The sequence below is a fragment of the Sphingomonas echinoides ATCC 14820 genome, assembly GCF_000241465.1.
Taxonomy (GTDB): Bacteria; Pseudomonadota; Alphaproteobacteria; order Sphingomonadales; family Sphingomonadaceae; genus Sphingomonas; species Sphingomonas echinoides.
Genome location: NZ_JH584235.1, coordinates 2,586,106 through 2,600,500, shown reverse-complemented (window position 1 = coordinate 2,600,500; position 14,395 = coordinate 2,586,106). Strand labels below are relative to the sequence as shown.

Below are 14,395 nucleotides of genomic sequence, written 5' to 3'. Positions count from 1 at the left end.
CTACCATGACGCACCGTTTCGACCCGACGTCCCTGCGCGAATATGACATCCGCGGCATCGTCGGAAAAACGCTCGGCACCGCCGACGCCGACGTGATCGGTCGCGGTTTCGGCACGCGCGTGCGCCGCGCGGGCGGCACCCGTGTCGCGGTCGGCTATGACGGTCGCTTGTCCTCGCCCGAGCTTGAAGCGGCTTTGGTCGGCGGCCTCACCGCCGTCGGCGTGAATGTCGTGCGGATCGGCATGGGGCCGACGCCGATGCTCTATTATGCCGAGGCCACCCTAGAAGTGGATGGCGGCATCGAGATAACCGGCAGCCACAATCCCGCCGAGTATAATGGCTTCAAGATGGTGCTGCAGCACAAGCCGTTTTTCGGCGCCGACATTCAGGACTTGGGCCGCATGGCAGCGGAAGGCGATTGGGATGTCGTCGCCGATGAAGCCGACCGTGGCACCGTCTCCACCGCCGACATCGAGGACGATTATGTCGGTCGCCTCGTCGCGGGCTATGCCGGGGGCAGCTACAAGATCGGCTGGGACGCGGGCAATGGCGTGTCGGGCCCGATCATCGAGAAGCTGGTCAAGCTCCTGCCGGGTGAGCATCATTTGCTGTTCACCGATGTCGACGGCAATTTTCCCAACCATCATCCCGATCCTACCGATGAAAAGAACCTGACCGACCTGAAGCGGCTCGTCGCCGAGAAGCAGCTCGATTTCGGACTGGCTTTCGATGGCGATGGCGACCGGATCGGCGCGATCGACGGGCAAGGCCGCGTGATCTGGGGCGACCAGATTCTGTCCATTTTGGCCGAACCTGTGCTGAAGGAACTGCCTGGTGCGACGATCATCGCCGATGTGAAGGCCTCGCAAATGCTGTTCGACCGCGTGAGCGAGCTCGGCGGCACGCCGCTGATGTGGAAGACCGGCCACAGCCTGATCAAGATGAAGATGAAGGAAACCGACAGCCCGCTGGCGGGCGAGATGAGCGGCCACATCTTCTTCGCGCACGAATTTTACGGGTTCGACGACGCGCATTATGCCGCCGTCCGCCTGATCCGCGCAGCCCACATGATCGGCAAATCGATCACCGATTTGCGCGGCGCGATGCCGGCCCTGGTCAACACCCCCGAAATGCGCTTCCAAGTCGATGAAAGCCGCAAGTTCGCGGTGGTCGAGGAAGTGCTCGACCGGCTCGAAGCGGCTGGTGCCGACGTCAACCGCACCGATGGTGCCCGCGTCAACACCCCCGACGGCTGGTGGCTGCTGCGCGCCTCCAATACCCAGGACGTGCTCGTCGCGCGCGCCGAGGCGAAGGATCAGGCCGGGCTCGATCGGTTGCTCGGGATGATCGACGACCAGCTCGCATTGAGCGGCCTCGTCCGTGGGGAGCAGGCGGCGCACTGAGACAGTTGGTTCGCGCAGAGGCGCGGAGGACGCAGAGAAGAGGGTTTTCACGCGAAGGCGCGAAGCCACGAAGAGGGATTTTCCGCGAAGCGGTTTATCCACCCACTTGTCCGGCGCGTGCCGCCAGACACAGGGCGACTTCGCGCCTTCGCGCCTTCGCGCCTTCGCGTGAAAAATCCTTCTTCTCCTTCTCCGCGTCCTCTGCGCCTCCGCGCGAACAAACCCGTCTTCTTCGCTCGCAATCCGCAGCAGAACACGCCACCTAGTCCCAATGCCCCCGCCCGCCCCCCAGATCATCCGCGTCATCGACCTTGAAACCACCGGCGAGGCCCCGCCCGTCCACGGCGTGTGCGAAATCGGCTGGCAGGACGTCGCGCTCGGCCCCGATGGCCGGTGGGAAATCCACGGCGAGGGCGGCGCGCGGCTCGTTAATCCCGGTCGCCCGATCCCGCCGCTGACGCAAACGATCCATCATATCCTCGACGAACAGGTCGCCGATGCGCCGTTCTGGCATGATGTCGCGCGCGCGGTACTCGATCCCTATCCCAAGCGTGTCGCGCTCGCCGCGCATCGCTCGATCTATGAAGAGAAATTCTGCAGCCCGGCGCTGACGCGCAATGCTCCGTGGATCTGCACCTGGAAATGCGCGTTGCGGCTATGGCCCGACAGCCCGACCTTCTCCAACCAGATGCTGCGCTACTGGCGCAAGCCCGAGGGGCTGATCCACGAACGCGGCCTGCCAGCGCACCGCGCCTTTCCCGATGCCTATGTCACCGCCTTCCACTTGCGCGACATGCTCAACGCGGTCGGCATCGACCAGTTGCTCGCTTGGTCGAGCCTGCCCGGTTTGCTGCCGCGCGTGCGTCAGGGTCCAGATCGCGGCAAGGAATGGAGCGAGGCGAGCGACGAAACCATCGCCACCATGCTCGAAGATCGCGACGAGGATGTCCGCTTCACCGCCGAAACCGAACGCGCGCGCCGCCGCGCAGCCTAACCGCTTGATCTAAGTCAACACGCAGTCACTGGTATTCCCGGCACCGCGTGCTTAGGGCAGCCGCTATGTTCGAACGCATCGTGCTGGGATTTGGTGTTAGCGAAGGGCGCATGCAGCGCTTTTTGCTGGCCTGCATGGGGCTGGGCTTCGCGGCGCTGGTTGCAGTGGGCATTGCGGCGGGCTGGTCGACCGCGCGCAACGAAGGCCATACGCGCGATGTCAACCACACCTATGAAGTCGAACTCGCGATCGACCGTGCGCGCATCCTGATTGAACAAAGCGAAACCTCGCGCCGCGGCTTCGTGCTGACGGGCGAGCACGTGTATCTCGACACCTATCGCACCAGCATGGTGGCCTTGCCCACGCTGTTGACGCGGATCGCGACGCTGACGCGCGACAATCCCCGCCAGCAACGCACGATCGCGAGCTTACGTCAGATGATCGCTGAGCTGGCGGAACAGCGCGAGCGCACGATTGCGGTAACGCTGCGGGGTGACCAGGTCGCTGCGCGAACGCTGTTCAGGGAAGAAACCAGCGCACGCCGGATGCGCGCCGTTCGAAAACTGGCGGATGCCATGGTCGCCGAGGAGCAACGCTTGCTCGCCATCCGCGATGCCGAGCAGCAGGCCAGCGTCCGCGTCTTTTATGCGACGCTCGCGCTCGCCGGGCTGTTGCTGGTGCTGGTCGCCTTGGTCTCGCTGCTGACCGTACGACGCTACACCCGCGATCTCGCCGCGTCGCGCGACAGCTTGCGCGATTTCGCCGATACGCTGGAGGATCTGGTCAACGAACGCACCGCCGACCTGACTCGCGCCAATGACGAGATTCAGCGTTTCGCCTATATCGTCAGCCACGATCTGCGCAGCCCGCTGGTCAATGTGATGGGCTTTACCGCCGAACTGGAAAGCGCAACCGCCACAATCGGCGCATTGATCGATCGCGCCGAGGCGCGCGCGCCCGACATCGTCACGCCGGACGACCGCCTCGCCGCGCGCGAGGATTTGCCCGAGGCGATCAAGTTCATCCGCACCTCGACGCAGAAAATGGACCGGCTGATCAACGCCATCCTGAAATTGTCGCGCGAAGGGCGGCGCGTCATCGCGCCCGAGCCGCTCGACCTCGACACGATGGTCGATACGATCGGCGCGAGCCTGACCCAGCAACTCGACCATCGCGGCGCGACGCTCACGATCGCGCGCCCGCTCCCAGCGATCGTCAGCGACCGCCTTGCGATCGAGCAGATCCTGTCTAACCTGATCGAAAACGCGGTGAAATATCTCAGCCCCGATCGTGCGGGGCAGATCACGGTGCGCGGTCGGCGCGAGGGGCAGCGCGTTACGATCGAGGTCGAGGACAATGGCCGCGGCATCGCCGCCAGCGATCATCAACGCGTGTTCGACCTGTTCCGCCGCTCGGGCAACCAGGACCAACCGGGCGAAGGAATCGGTCTGGCCCATGTCCGTGCCTTGGCGTATCGCTTGGGCGGCGTGATCGAAATGGCGTCGGAACTGGGCCAGGGCACCACCTTCCGGCTCAACCTGCCGGCCAAGCTCGACACGACCAACGCCGATACGCGGGAAAGCGGAACATGAACGACCACCAGAGCGTCAGCATCATCATGATCGAGGATGATGAAGGCCATGCGCGCCTGATCGAAAAGAACATCCGCCGTGCGGGCATCCTCAACCACATCACCCATTTCACCGACGGCACCACCGCGCTCGACTATCTGTTCAACGCGGCCGCCGGACCGCAGCGCAACGGCCCGGCGCTGGTGCTGCTCGATCTCAACCTGCCCGACATGAGCGGGACCGATATTCTGGCCAAGATCAAGGCCGCCGACGGCCCGCTGCGCCGCACGCCCGTCGTGGTGCTGACGACGACCGACGACAAGGTCGAGATTCAGCGCTGCTACGATCTTGGTTGCAACGTCTACATCACCAAACCGGTCAATTACGAAAGCTTCGCCCAGGCGATCCGCCAGCTTGGCTTGTTCCTGTCGGTGATTCAGGTCCCCGAGACCGAGGGGTGAACCGAACCGCCCCACCTGCGGTCCTGTATATCGATGACGATGCGGGGTTGCGGCGGCTCGCCGCCCGCACGCTCGCGCGGCACGGCTATGCGGTGACGGTTGCCGAAGGCGGCGCAGAGGGCGTCGCGCTGGCGCGCAGCCAGCCCTTCGACCTGATCGCCGTCGACCATTATATGCCCGGCATGGACGGGCTGGAAACGCTCGAGCAGCTCCACACGCTGCCGGTGATGCCGCCGGTGGTCTATGTCACCGGTTCCGAGGAAGGCCGCATCGCGGTGGCCGCGCTGAAGGCCGGGGCCGCCGATTATGTGGTGAAGACCGTCGGCGTCGATTTCTTCGATTTGCTCGCCAGCGCCTTCGCGCAGGTGCTCGAACGCGCCGCGCTCGAACGCGGCAAGGCCGCCGCCGAGGACCAGCTCCGCGCTAGCAACGCCCGGCTCGAGGCGCTGCTGCGCGAGGTCAACCACCGCGTCGCCAACAGCCTGCAACTCGTCTCGGCGATGGTGCGGATGCAGGCGACCGCGCTCGACGATGACAATGCGCGCCTCGCGCTCGAAGACACGCAGCGCCGCATTACCGCGATCGCGCAAGTCCACCGCCGCCTCTATACCAGCAACGATGTCGAGCAGGTCGACATGCGCGAATATCTCGGTGCGCTGGTCGATGAACTGGGCGAGACCTGGTCGACCCCGGCCGCGCCGCGCACGCTACGCCTCGCCGCCGAGCCGATCCGCCTGTCGACCGATCGCGCGGTGTCGCTCGGCGTGATCGTCACCGAACTGGTCAGCAACGCCTGCAAATATGCTTATCCCACTAATGGCGGCGAAGTGCGCGTATCGCTCCACGGCGATGGCGATGCGCATTTCCGGCTGGAGGTCGAAGATGACGGCATCGGCATGGTCGCCGACGCCGCGCCGCGCGGCACCGGCGTCGGCACCAAACTGATCCGCGCGATGGCGCAGAGCCTGCAGACCATCATCGAATATGACACCAGCGCGCGCAGCGGCGTCCGCGCGACGCTGCGCGCCGCGCTCGACTGAGGTCGCTCAGCGCCGCTTACGGAATTTGTAGACGAACTGGTCGGTATGGCCGCGAATGGCGGGGTCAAAGACATTGCCGCTATGGTCGTCGGCGGGGTTGCGCAACACGTCGCTTTCACCGACGAATTCGAAACCGGCCTTGACAACTTCGGCCTTTACCGCAGCAGGGTCGATCCGGTGTTTGGTGGACGTGCCAGTGATGCCCGTGCCCGCCGCGTCGGCATGGTCGATCACGATATAGCTGCCACCCGGCTTCAGCGCTTTCAGCACTTCGGCATTAAACTGGTCGAGCGCGGCTTCGCCGCCATTATTGGCGATGTCGTGATAATTCTGGACTGTCCACACAAGGTCCACGGGTTCCGAGGCCGCGACAATCCCCGACGTCAGCACCTTCGCGGTGAGGTTGGGCAGATGGCGCGCGTCGAGCGCCGCTTCCGCCTTGGCGGCACGGTCTGCGGCCGCCGCCGGCCAAATGGCATAGACATGCCCGGCCTTGCCAACGACGCCTGTGAAGATGCGCGTCCAATAACCGCCACCAGGCAGGAAATCGATCACCTCGTCGCCCGGTCCGACGCCAGAAAAGGCCAGCACCTCGGCGGCCTTGCGCCGCGCGTCATCGCCCGCCTGATCGGCGCGCTCGGCATTGGCGAGCCCGGCGGCGACGGCCCGTTGCGTCTCTTTCGGCGAATGCTTGGAGGCGGGCTCAACCGCTGCCACTGCGGCCGTGGCAACCAGCGCCGTCATCGCCAACCCTGTCAAAACACCGCGCATGCTGTTTCCCCTCACCGTTTGCGCAAAGCTACGCCAACAGCCCACCCCGAGTCACGCGAAAGCGCGGTGCCGCGCTTACTCCGGACCGTCCCGGTCGGTGACGACACCGGACCAGCCGCCGCCCATCGCCTGATAGAGCTGGACGCGCGCCGCCAACGCATCGCTGCGCGTCTGGATCAGCGCCAATTGCGCGCCGAGCAACCCGCGTTGCGCATCGAGCTGTTCGAGATAGGGGGAATAGCCTTCGCGGTAGCGATTCGTCGCCAAGCGCAACCCCTCGGCGAGCGCAGCGCGTTGCCGCTCGCCCAGCGCGACTTGCTCGTCCAAGCGCCGCACCGCCGCTAGCGCATCCTCGACATCGCGAAACGCCGCCAAAGCGACGCGGCGATAGGCGAACGCCGCCTGATCGCGCTGCGCACCCGCCGCGTCAGCCTGCGCCGTCAAGCGCCCGCCCTGGAAGAGCGGGGCAAGGATGCTCCCCCCCGCCGACCAGACCGTGATCGGATTGGCGAGCAGCGTCGAGAACACCACCCCCGCCGACCCGCTCAGCCGCAATTGCGGCAGAAACCGCTTGCGCGCCGCCGCCAGCGAACTGTCGCTCGCGGCGAGTTGATATTCGGCCTGCGCGACATCGGGGCGGCGGCGCAGCAGCTCCGAAGGGAGACCATCGGGCACTGGCGGTGCCGCCAGTCGATCGAGCGCCGCGCCACGCGCGGTCGCCGCCGGCAGCGCGCCGGTCAGCACGCTCAGCGCATCCTCGGCGCGCGCAATCGCCAACTGGATTTGCGGCACGATCTGCGCGGTCGCGTCATATTCGGCCTGCGCCTGTTGCAGCTCGAGCTTCGGCGAATAGCCGTGATCGACCCGCGACCGCGCGATCCGCAGCGATTCCGCGCGCGCCGCCAGGGTCGATCGCGCGACCTCGAGGCGGGCATCTAACCCGCGCAGCGTGAGATATCCGCTGGCCGTCGCCCCCGCGATCGACAAGCGTACCGCATCACGCGCCGCCGCGCTCGCCAGATAGGCATCGCGCGCGGCCGAGCGCTGATCGGCCAGGCGGCCAAACAGATCGACCTCATAGGCAGCTTGCACCTTCGGTTCCCCGGCCGTCTGCTTCTCCGGCTGGCCAAACGCATCGACCTCGCGCGTGCGCGCACCGCTGAGACTGGCATCGAGCGTCGGCAGCATCTGGGACCGGGCGACCGCGACATTGGCGCGCGCCTCGCGCACGCGTGCCACCGCAACGCCGATGTCGGGATTGTTGGCCAGCGCGCGCTCGACCAGATCGGTCAGCACCGGATCGCCAAAACCCTGCCACCATGCCTGATCGAGCGGCGCGACCGCGTCCGTCTCGGTGCGCCACGCCGGTGCCGGGGCAAGCGGTGCCACCGCCGCCGTCTTCACCGTCGGCCCGGCACAGGCCGAGAGCGACAGGGCCAGCAGCACCGCTGCGCGGCGGCTCATCGCCGGGGCGTCCCGTCGGTATCGATGCTGACGACGACCGACATGCCCGGCCGCAACCGCGCCGCCAGCGCCTGTCCCGGATCGATCGCCACGCGCACCGCAATCCGCTGCGCCACCTTGACGAAATTGCCGGTGGCATTGTCGGGCTTCAACACCGAAAATTCCGATCCTGCCGCCGGGGACAGGCTTTCGACATGGCCGGTGAGGCTCGCATTGCCCAGCGCATCGACACGGAATGTGGCGCGTTGGCCGGGCACCATGCGATGCGTCTGCGCTTCCTTGAAATTGGCGACGACCCATACGCTGTGCGGCACCAGGAACAGCAATTGCGTGCCCGCCGTGACATAGGCACCCTGGCGCACGCCGATTTCGGACACTTGCCCGTCGGTCGGCGCGCGGATGATGGTGTTGTCGAGGTCGATCTGCGCGAGCCGCAATTGCGCCTTGGCGGCATCGACCGCCGCTTCCAGCCCGCTCCGCCCGACCGCGACCGTGCGGACATCCTGCGTACCGATCGCCCGACCGGCCTGCGCCTGCTGCACCGCTGCGCGCGCCGCCAGCAGGGTCGCGCGGGTCTGGTCGAACTCACGGGTCGAGATCGATCCGTCGGCAACCAGCGCCTGCGCGCGCTTCATGTCGGCCTCGGCGCGCGTCAATTGCGCCTTCGCATTCTCGATCCCGGCGTCCTGGCTCAGGATCGCGACTTCGCGCGACCGCCGCGCTTGCGCGGAATTGGCCAGCGCCGCTTCCTGCGCCGCGACATTGGCCTGCGCCTGCGCCACGCGGGCGCGATAAATGCGCTCGTCGATCGTCGCCAGTACCTGCCCCGCCTTCACCTCGGCGAAATCCTGCACCGGCACGCTCATCACATAGCCGCTCACCTGCGGGCTGATGATCGTCACGCGGCCGCGCACATAGGCGTTGTCGGTCTCCTCGGCCCAGCCCGCAAACGGCGGCAATTGCCATGCATAGAGGATGATGACGATCGCCAGCACCGCCAGCGCCACGATGGTGATGGTCGCCGGGCGCGATTTGACCGGCGGGGCCCAGCCGCGCGGGGCCGCGACTTGCGGATCGGGGGTGGCGGGGGTCGGTGTCGGTGGTGGAGTGTCGCTCATCTCATTGCCCCTGGTGACCCTGAGCTGCCTGGATCTGTCTTTGTTGCAACAGCAGAATCGGTGATATCTCGCCGCGCCGCCGGATCGACCAGCGGATCGCATAACCCCACACCGCCGTCAGCGCGGCCAACACGCCGACCAGCAGGAAGACGTCGTTAAACGCCAGAATATTGGCCTCGCGCGCCACCTGTTGCGCCAGCAGCGCGGCCCCTTCGGCGCTGCGCAAGGCCGGGTCGCCAACCACCCCGGCAACCCGGCCCGCCCCGGCGCGCAGCCGCGCCGCAACCAGCGGGTCGGTCGCCACGATATGCTGCACCAGCGTGTTCGAATGAAATTTCTCGCGTATCACCTGAAAGGTCGACAGCAATGCCGTGCCGACCAGCCCGCCGACGCTCTGGCTAAGGCTGAACAGCACGACGAAGCTGACGAAATTGCGTCCCCCGGCGAGCAAGGTGCGCGCGATCCCGATCACCATCGCTTGCCCGAGGAACAGCAGCGAGGCGAAGCCGATCATCGCCTGGCTGAGATACAGGTTGCTCGGTCGAGTGAGGTTGGTCGCATCCGAATCCATGAACGCCGCGATCGCCACCAGCACGACCGCAATCGTGATCGGCCGCGTCACGTTGTGCGGATCGAACGTGAACACCGCCACCGCCAACCCGGCGATCGACGCGACCACGACGATCAGATTGAGCGTCACCATCTGATCATTGATCAGCCCGACCGCGTTGAGCAGCCCGACCGACCCGAACGCCTGTTCCGACAACAATACGCGCACCGAGGCCGCAATCGCCATCAGCCGCAGCATCTCGCGCGTGCCGAGCCAGCGCGTGTTGATCAGCGGGCTGGCGCGGTGATGCTCGACGATCAGCGCCGCCGCGACCAGCGCGACGCTCGCCGCCAGAGCCCAGCCCATCCAGGCGCGCTCGGTCCACCATTCGATCCGCCCCTCGGACAGCACCGCGATCAGCAACCACAATCCGGGGGCCAGCAAGGCGAAGGTGAGGAAGTCGAGCGGCTCGAACGCCTTGCTGCGCTCGCTCGGCGGCAAGGGCAGCGCCATCACCGCCGCCAGCGTGGCCAGTGCGAGGGCCAGTTCGAACCAATACAAATGGTGCCAATCGCCCGATTCGAGCAACCGCGGCGACAGCGCGCGCGCCAGCGGCATCGCCAGTTGCGGGATGCTGATGCCCATCATCACCCCGGTCAGGCGGCGTGCAGCGGGCATCGATTGCATCAGATACAGCAGCGTCAGCGTCGACAGGCCGCTCGCGGCGATCCCGCTCATCGCGCGCACCGCAACCGAGGTCCAGAAACCATGGACGAACAAATGCATCAGCGTGGTCGCGGCATAGGCCAGCAGCATGTAGCGAATGAACGGCTGCAGGCCGAATTGCTGGCGATATTTCACCAGCAGCAAATTCGCGGTGACGTTGGTCATGTAATAGGCCGCCGTCAGCCACGCGCTCTCATTGGTGTTGAGCCCGAGCGTGCCTTGCGCGAAGTTGAGGTTGACCTGGACCAGCGCATTGCCAAGCCCGCCGGTAATGCCGATCAGGCATCCGACCGCGAAATAGCCGATATGGCGCGACAGCGGATGTTCCGGATTGGCGGGCGAGCCGGGCAGCGTCGGGCGCTCATTGGGTTTGAAGACGTATTCCGCCACGTCTCGTCTTGCTCCCTGCCCGATCGCTCGCTCAAACACCCGCCGCACGGCGCGGGTTCCGCCTCTCAAACGTCCAGATTGGCGACGCTCAGCGCGTTCTCCTGGATGAATTCGCGCCGCGGCTCGACCACATCGCCCATCAGCCGCGTGAAGATCTCGTCGGCGACATCGGCCTGTTCGATCTCGACGCGCAGCATCGAGCGGTTCTGCGGGTCGAGCGTGGTTTCCCACAATTGCTCCGCATTCATTTCGCCCAGGCCCTTATAGCGCTGGATCGCGAGCCCCTTGCGCCCCGCCGCCAGAATCGCCTCGAGCAATTGCGATGGCCGCGCGACCATCGTGCTGCCCTTCGCCGGGGCGACCGTTGCCTGCGCTACGGGTTCCTCGTCGGCCGCATCCGCTGCGGCATCGGCTTCGGCCTGGACCGCCGCTGCGGCCTTGCTCGACACGATCCGCGCGGTCTGTTCGTAGGCCTCTTGCTGCTCGACCGCGAGCGCATGGAGCTTGCGCGCCTCGGCCGAGCCCAGGAACGCGCCCTCGATCGTGTGGCGATCGGTCACGCCGCGCCACACGCGCTCGACATGGAAGCCGCTATCGTCGGCAAGCCGCGCCGACCAGCGCGCCTCAGGGTCGCCGGCATCGAGCCCGCGCACCACTTGCACCACCACCGCACGCCGCGCCTCGGGGTCGAGCGCCGGATCGAGCGCACCACCCATCGCCAGCGCCTCGACGATCGTCGGCTCATAGCGCCGCGGCACATAGCGCATCAGCGTGCGCATCCGCCGCGCATGGTCGACGAGCGAGCGCAGATCGGCACCCGAGCGCGATCCGCCAGCACTTTCCAGCACCGTGCTCGACACGCCATTCTCGACCAGATATTCGTCGAGCGCGTTATCGTCCTTGAGGTACACCTCGGAGCGCCCGCGCGTCGCCTTATACAGCGGCGGCTGCGCGATATAGAGGTGCCCGTTGGTGATGATGTCGGGCATCTGGCGATAGAAGAAGGTCAGCAACAGCGTGCGGATATGCGCGCCGTCCACGTCTGCGTCGGTCATGATGACGATCTTGTGGTAGCGCAGCTTTTCCACGTTGAAATCGTCGCGGCCGATGCCGGTGCCCATCGCCTGGATCAGCGTGCCGATTTCCTTGGACGACAGCATCCGGTCGAAGCGCGCGCGCTCGACGTTCAGGATCTTGCCGCGCAGCGGGAGGATCGCCTGGAAATGCCGGTCGCGGCCCTGCTTGGCCGAACCGCCAGCCGAATCGCCCTCGACCAGGAACAGTTCGGACTTGGCCGGATCGCGCTCCTGGCAATCCGCCAGCTTGCCCGGCAGCGAGGCGATGTCCATCACGCCCTTGCGCCGCGTCAGCTCGCGCGCCTTCTTGGCGGCTTCGCGGGCGGCGGCGGCATCGATGATCTTGGCGACGATCGCCTTGCCATGCGCCGGATTCTCCTCGAGCCATTCGGCGAGCTTGTCGGCCATCAGGCTTTCGAGCGGCTGGCGCACTTCGGACGAGACGAGCTTGTCCTTGGTCTGGCTGCTGAACTTCGGGTCGGGCAGCTTGACCGAAACGATCGCGGTCAACCCCTCGCGCATGTCGTCGCCGGTCAGCGTGACCTTCTCCTTCTTCAGGAGCCCCGACTTCTCGGCATAATTGTTGAGCGTGCGCGTCATCGCCGCGCGGAACGCCGCCATGTGCGTACCGCCGTCGCGCTGCGGGATGTTGTTGGTGAAGGCGAGGACGTTCTCGTAATAGGAGTCGTTCCACTCCAGCGCGACGTCGATCGTCACGTCGTCGCGCGTGCCCGCGATCGCCACCGGCTCGGGCATCAGCGGGATCTTGTTGCGATCGAGATATTTCACGAACGCAGCGATGCCGCCCTCATAATAAAGCTCGACCGTCTTCACCTCTTCGTGGCGCGCATCGTTGAGATACAGCCGCACGCCCGAATTGAGGAACGCCAGCTCGCGATAGCGATGCTCGAGTTTGTCGAAATCGAATTCGGTGATCTTGAAGGTGGCCGGGCTCGGGAAGAACGTAACGCGCGTGCCCTTGCGCCCCGGCGCGGGGCCGACGACCTTGAGCGGCGCCACCGCATCCCCGAACGCGAAGCGCATGTAATGCTCCTGCCCGTCGCGCCAGATCGTCAGATCGAGCCATTCGGACAGCGCATTCACCACCGACACGCCGACGCCGTGCAGACCGCCCGACACCTTGTATGCGTTATCGTCGGACGTGTTCTCGAACTTACCACCGGCATGGAGCTGGGTCATGATGACCTCGGCTGCCGAAACGCCTTCCTCGGTGTGGATGCCGGTCGGAATGCCGCGGCCATTGTCCTCGACCGACACCGATCCATCGGCGTTCAGCGTAATGTCGATCCGGTCGCAATGCCCGGCCAGAGCCTCGTCGATCGCATTGTCCGACACCTCGAACACCATGTGGTGGAGGCCGGAGCCATCGTCGGTATCGCCGATATACATGCCGGGGCGTTTGCGCACCGCGTCAAGGCCTTTGAGCACCTTGATCGAGTCCGCGCCATAATCGTTGGTATTGGGGTCTTCTGCCATGCCAAGCCTATAGGGTCGCGGGCACGAAAACGGAAGCAAAATGGCGCTTCCCGGCCCGGGACGCGCAGAGCCCCGGGCCGGATACGGCTATTTTTCGGTAATGAAGGGCAATTGCCCGCTCCCGGCGCTATAGGTCGGCAGCTTGCCGTCCCATTTCTCGATCGCGCGCTGGCGCAGGATCGCGGGGTTGGCGCGCAACGCATCGCCTTCGATCTGCGAGGCCTTGGCCTTGCCCTCGGCATCGGCAATGCGCGCATCGGCATTGGCCTTGACCGTCGCCACGTTGGCCTGCGCCGCAAGCGCCGCCTGTTCATTGGCGATCTTGGTGTTGATCTGGCTCAGCACTTGGTCGGGCACGCGGATGTTCGACGCCCAATAGAGCTGCTCGACATGCAGCCCGACCGGCTCAAAATAGCGCGCGACATCGCGCTGCACTGCCGACAGCAACGCCGCCTTTTTGGGCCCGTAAATCTCCTCGATCCCCAGCCCGGCCGCTTCCTCGTTCAACGCGCTGCGCACCGCATTGCGCAGCGGCCCGGCGACGATCCCGGCCATGTCGATCCGGTATTTCTGGAACAGGATCGGCGCCTTCACCGGATCGACGCGATACGCGACCGACACGTCCGCCGACAGGTTGAGCCCGTTGCGATCCTGGAACGGAAATTCCTCATCGCTCTGGCTCTGCTCGGTCGAGGATTTGGTCCAGGCATAGGTCGAGGTGTAGATCGGATATTCATAGATGTTGGTGCCGACCGGCGTGAAATACCAGCCCACGCCCAGCGCATGGTCGGACACGCCCGCCGAACTGCCGAAATTGCTCACCTTGATGCCGACATGCCCCGGCTCGACCCGGCTGCACGAACTCATCGGCACGATCGCAATCAGCGGGATCACCAGCAGCGGCACGAAACGAACGAACTTAGTCATGGTCCTTGTCCAGCAAGAGGAGAGTGAATTCGCGCGTCAGCGCGGTGACCGACAGAAAGCCTGCCACCAAAGCAACGAGCGCGATCACCGCGGCCGCGGCATCCGCCGCGTCGCTGTGCAAATTGAACAGCGTCGGGATGACGAACGCGAAACAGGCCAGCTCGCACACGAGCAGCCCTGCGCAGCGCAAGCCGAAGCCGACGAGCCACAGATCCAGCGATTTCATGAAAGAGCTTTGCCCCGGAACGCCCCCGATAGGATGCCGGGGCCGCAGCGCTTCATCGGAAGCGCAAGGGGGAATATCTGCCTGTTACGGGTGCGACACAATGGCAATCGGGATGCACGGCGTGCAATCGTGGATGCGGCGGGTGCAGGGTGTGTCAACGCGCCCACTAAAGGCAATAGTT

At 65.7% G+C, this 14,395-nt stretch carries 12 protein-coding genes; 5 read left to right on the top strand and 7 right to left on the bottom strand.

The genetic code is table 11. The features are described 5' to 3' along the window. Nucleotides 1-5: 5 nt before the first annotated feature. The 5 genes from pgmG to ON00_RS12220 all read left to right on the top strand — a co-directional run bounded on the left by pgmG (nucleotide 6) and on the right by ON00_RS12220 (nucleotide 5,469). Nucleotides 6-1,403: a phosphoglucomutase/phosphomannomutase PgmG gene (gene pgmG, locus ON00_RS12240; RefSeq protein ID WP_010406115.1), complete on the top strand. Its 1,398-nt coding sequence runs from the start codon at nucleotides 6-8 to the stop codon at nucleotides 1,401-1,403. Between the two features lie 271 nt (nucleotides 1,404-1,674). Then, on the top strand, nucleotides 1,675-2,397 hold the full coding sequence (locus tag ON00_RS12235) for a 3'-5' exonuclease (protein WP_010406113.1): 723 nt from the start codon (nucleotides 1,675-1,677) through the stop codon (nucleotides 2,395-2,397). A gap of 65 nt (nucleotides 2,398-2,462) precedes the next feature. After that, nucleotides 2,463-3,989, top strand: coding sequence for a sensor histidine kinase (locus ON00_RS12230; RefSeq protein ID WP_010406111.1), 1,527 nt, complete (start codon nucleotides 2,463-2,465; stop codon nucleotides 3,987-3,989). Continuing rightward, nucleotides 3,986-4,429 carry a response regulator gene (locus ON00_RS12225; RefSeq protein ID WP_010406110.1) on the top strand — a complete coding sequence of 148 codons (444 nt, stop codon included), beginning with the start codon at nucleotides 3,986-3,988 and terminating at the stop codon, nucleotides 4,427-4,429. Before ON00_RS12230 ends, ON00_RS12225 begins: the two co-directional genes overlap by 4 nt. Continuing rightward, on the top strand, nucleotides 4,426-5,469 hold the full coding sequence (locus tag ON00_RS12220) for a sensor histidine kinase (RefSeq protein WP_010406106.1): 1,044 nt from the start codon (nucleotides 4,426-4,428) through the stop codon (nucleotides 5,467-5,469). Before ON00_RS12225 ends, ON00_RS12220 begins: the two co-directional genes overlap by 4 nt. 6 nt (nucleotides 5,470-5,475) lie before the next feature. On the opposite strand, the gene ON00_RS12215 is transcribed toward ON00_RS12220, so the two are convergent. The 7 genes from ON00_RS12215 to ON00_RS12185 all read right to left on the bottom strand — a co-directional run bounded on the left by ON00_RS12215 (nucleotide 5,476) and on the right by ON00_RS12185 (nucleotide 14,214). Next, nucleotides 5,476-6,240, bottom strand: a complete 765-nt coding sequence (locus tag ON00_RS12215; RefSeq protein ID WP_010406105.1) for a class I SAM-dependent methyltransferase — start codon at nucleotides 6,238-6,240, stop codon at nucleotides 5,476-5,478. Between the two features lie 75 nt (nucleotides 6,241-6,315). Beyond that, entirely contained in the window at nucleotides 6,316-7,704 is a 1,389-nt protein-coding gene (locus tag ON00_RS12210) for an efflux transporter outer membrane subunit (RefSeq protein ID WP_010406104.1), read from the bottom strand. After that, nucleotides 7,701-8,822 (bottom strand): HlyD family secretion protein, encoded by a 1,122-nt coding sequence (locus tag ON00_RS12205; protein ID WP_010406103.1) that lies wholly within the window; start codon nucleotides 8,820-8,822, stop codon nucleotides 7,701-7,703. Before ON00_RS12205 ends, ON00_RS12210 begins: the two co-directional genes overlap by 4 nt. A gap of 1 nt (nucleotide 8,823) precedes the next feature. Continuing rightward, nucleotides 8,824-10,488 (bottom strand): efflux MFS transporter permease, encoded by a 1,665-nt coding sequence (locus ON00_RS12200; RefSeq protein WP_010406101.1) that lies wholly within the window; start codon nucleotides 10,486-10,488, stop codon nucleotides 8,824-8,826. Nucleotides 10,489-10,553: 65 nt separating this feature from the next. After that, nucleotides 10,554-13,061, bottom strand: a complete 2,508-nt coding sequence (gene gyrB, locus ON00_RS12195) for a DNA topoisomerase (ATP-hydrolyzing) subunit B (RefSeq protein ID WP_010406099.1) — start codon at nucleotides 13,059-13,061, stop codon at nucleotides 10,554-10,556. 87 nt (nucleotides 13,062-13,148) lie between these two features. Next, nucleotides 13,149-13,988 (bottom strand): SPFH domain-containing protein, encoded by an 840-nt coding sequence (locus ON00_RS12190; RefSeq protein ID WP_010406098.1) that lies wholly within the window; start codon nucleotides 13,986-13,988, stop codon nucleotides 13,149-13,151. Continuing rightward, entirely contained in the window at nucleotides 13,981-14,214 is a 234-nt protein-coding gene (locus ON00_RS12185) for a hypothetical protein (protein ID WP_010406096.1), read from the bottom strand. The genes ON00_RS12190 and ON00_RS12185 overlap by 8 nt, the downstream gene beginning before the upstream one ends. Between the last annotated feature and the right edge of the window lie 181 nt (nucleotides 14,215-14,395).

Bases quoted from the DNA above. Each gene is read 5' to 3' on its own strand.
- ON00_RS12205 (WP_010406103.1), bottom strand. From the start codon at position 8,822: ATGAGCGACACTCCACCACCGACACCGACCCCCGCCACCCCCGATCCG.
- pgmG (WP_010406115.1), top strand. From the start codon at position 6: ATGACGCACCGTTTCGACCCGACGTCCCTGCGCGAATATGACATCCGC.
- ON00_RS12215 (WP_010406105.1), bottom strand. From the start codon at position 6,240: ATGCGCGGTGTTTTGACAGGGTTGGCGATGACGGCGCTGGTTGCCACG.
- gyrB (WP_010406099.1), bottom strand. From the start codon at position 13,061: ATGGCAGAAGACCCCAATACCAACGATTATGGCGCGGACTCGATCAAG.
- ON00_RS12190 (WP_010406098.1), bottom strand. From the start codon at position 13,988: ATGACTAAGTTCGTTCGTTTCGTGCCGCTGCTGGTGATCCCGCTGATT.
- ON00_RS12225 (WP_010406110.1), top strand. From the start codon at position 3,986: ATGAACGACCACCAGAGCGTCAGCATCATCATGATCGAGGATGATGAA.
- ON00_RS12210 (WP_010406104.1), bottom strand. From the start codon at position 7,704: ATGAGCCGCCGCGCAGCGGTGCTGCTGGCCCTGTCGCTCTCGGCCTGT.
- ON00_RS12230 (WP_010406111.1), top strand. From the start codon at position 2,463: ATGTTCGAACGCATCGTGCTGGGATTTGGTGTTAGCGAAGGGCGCATG.
- ON00_RS12185 (WP_010406096.1), bottom strand. From the start codon at position 14,214: ATGAAATCGCTGGATCTGTGGCTCGTCGGCTTCGGCTTGCGCTGCGCA.
- ON00_RS12235 (WP_010406113.1), top strand. From the start codon at position 1,675: ATGCCCCCGCCCGCCCCCCAGATCATCCGCGTCATCGACCTTGAAACC.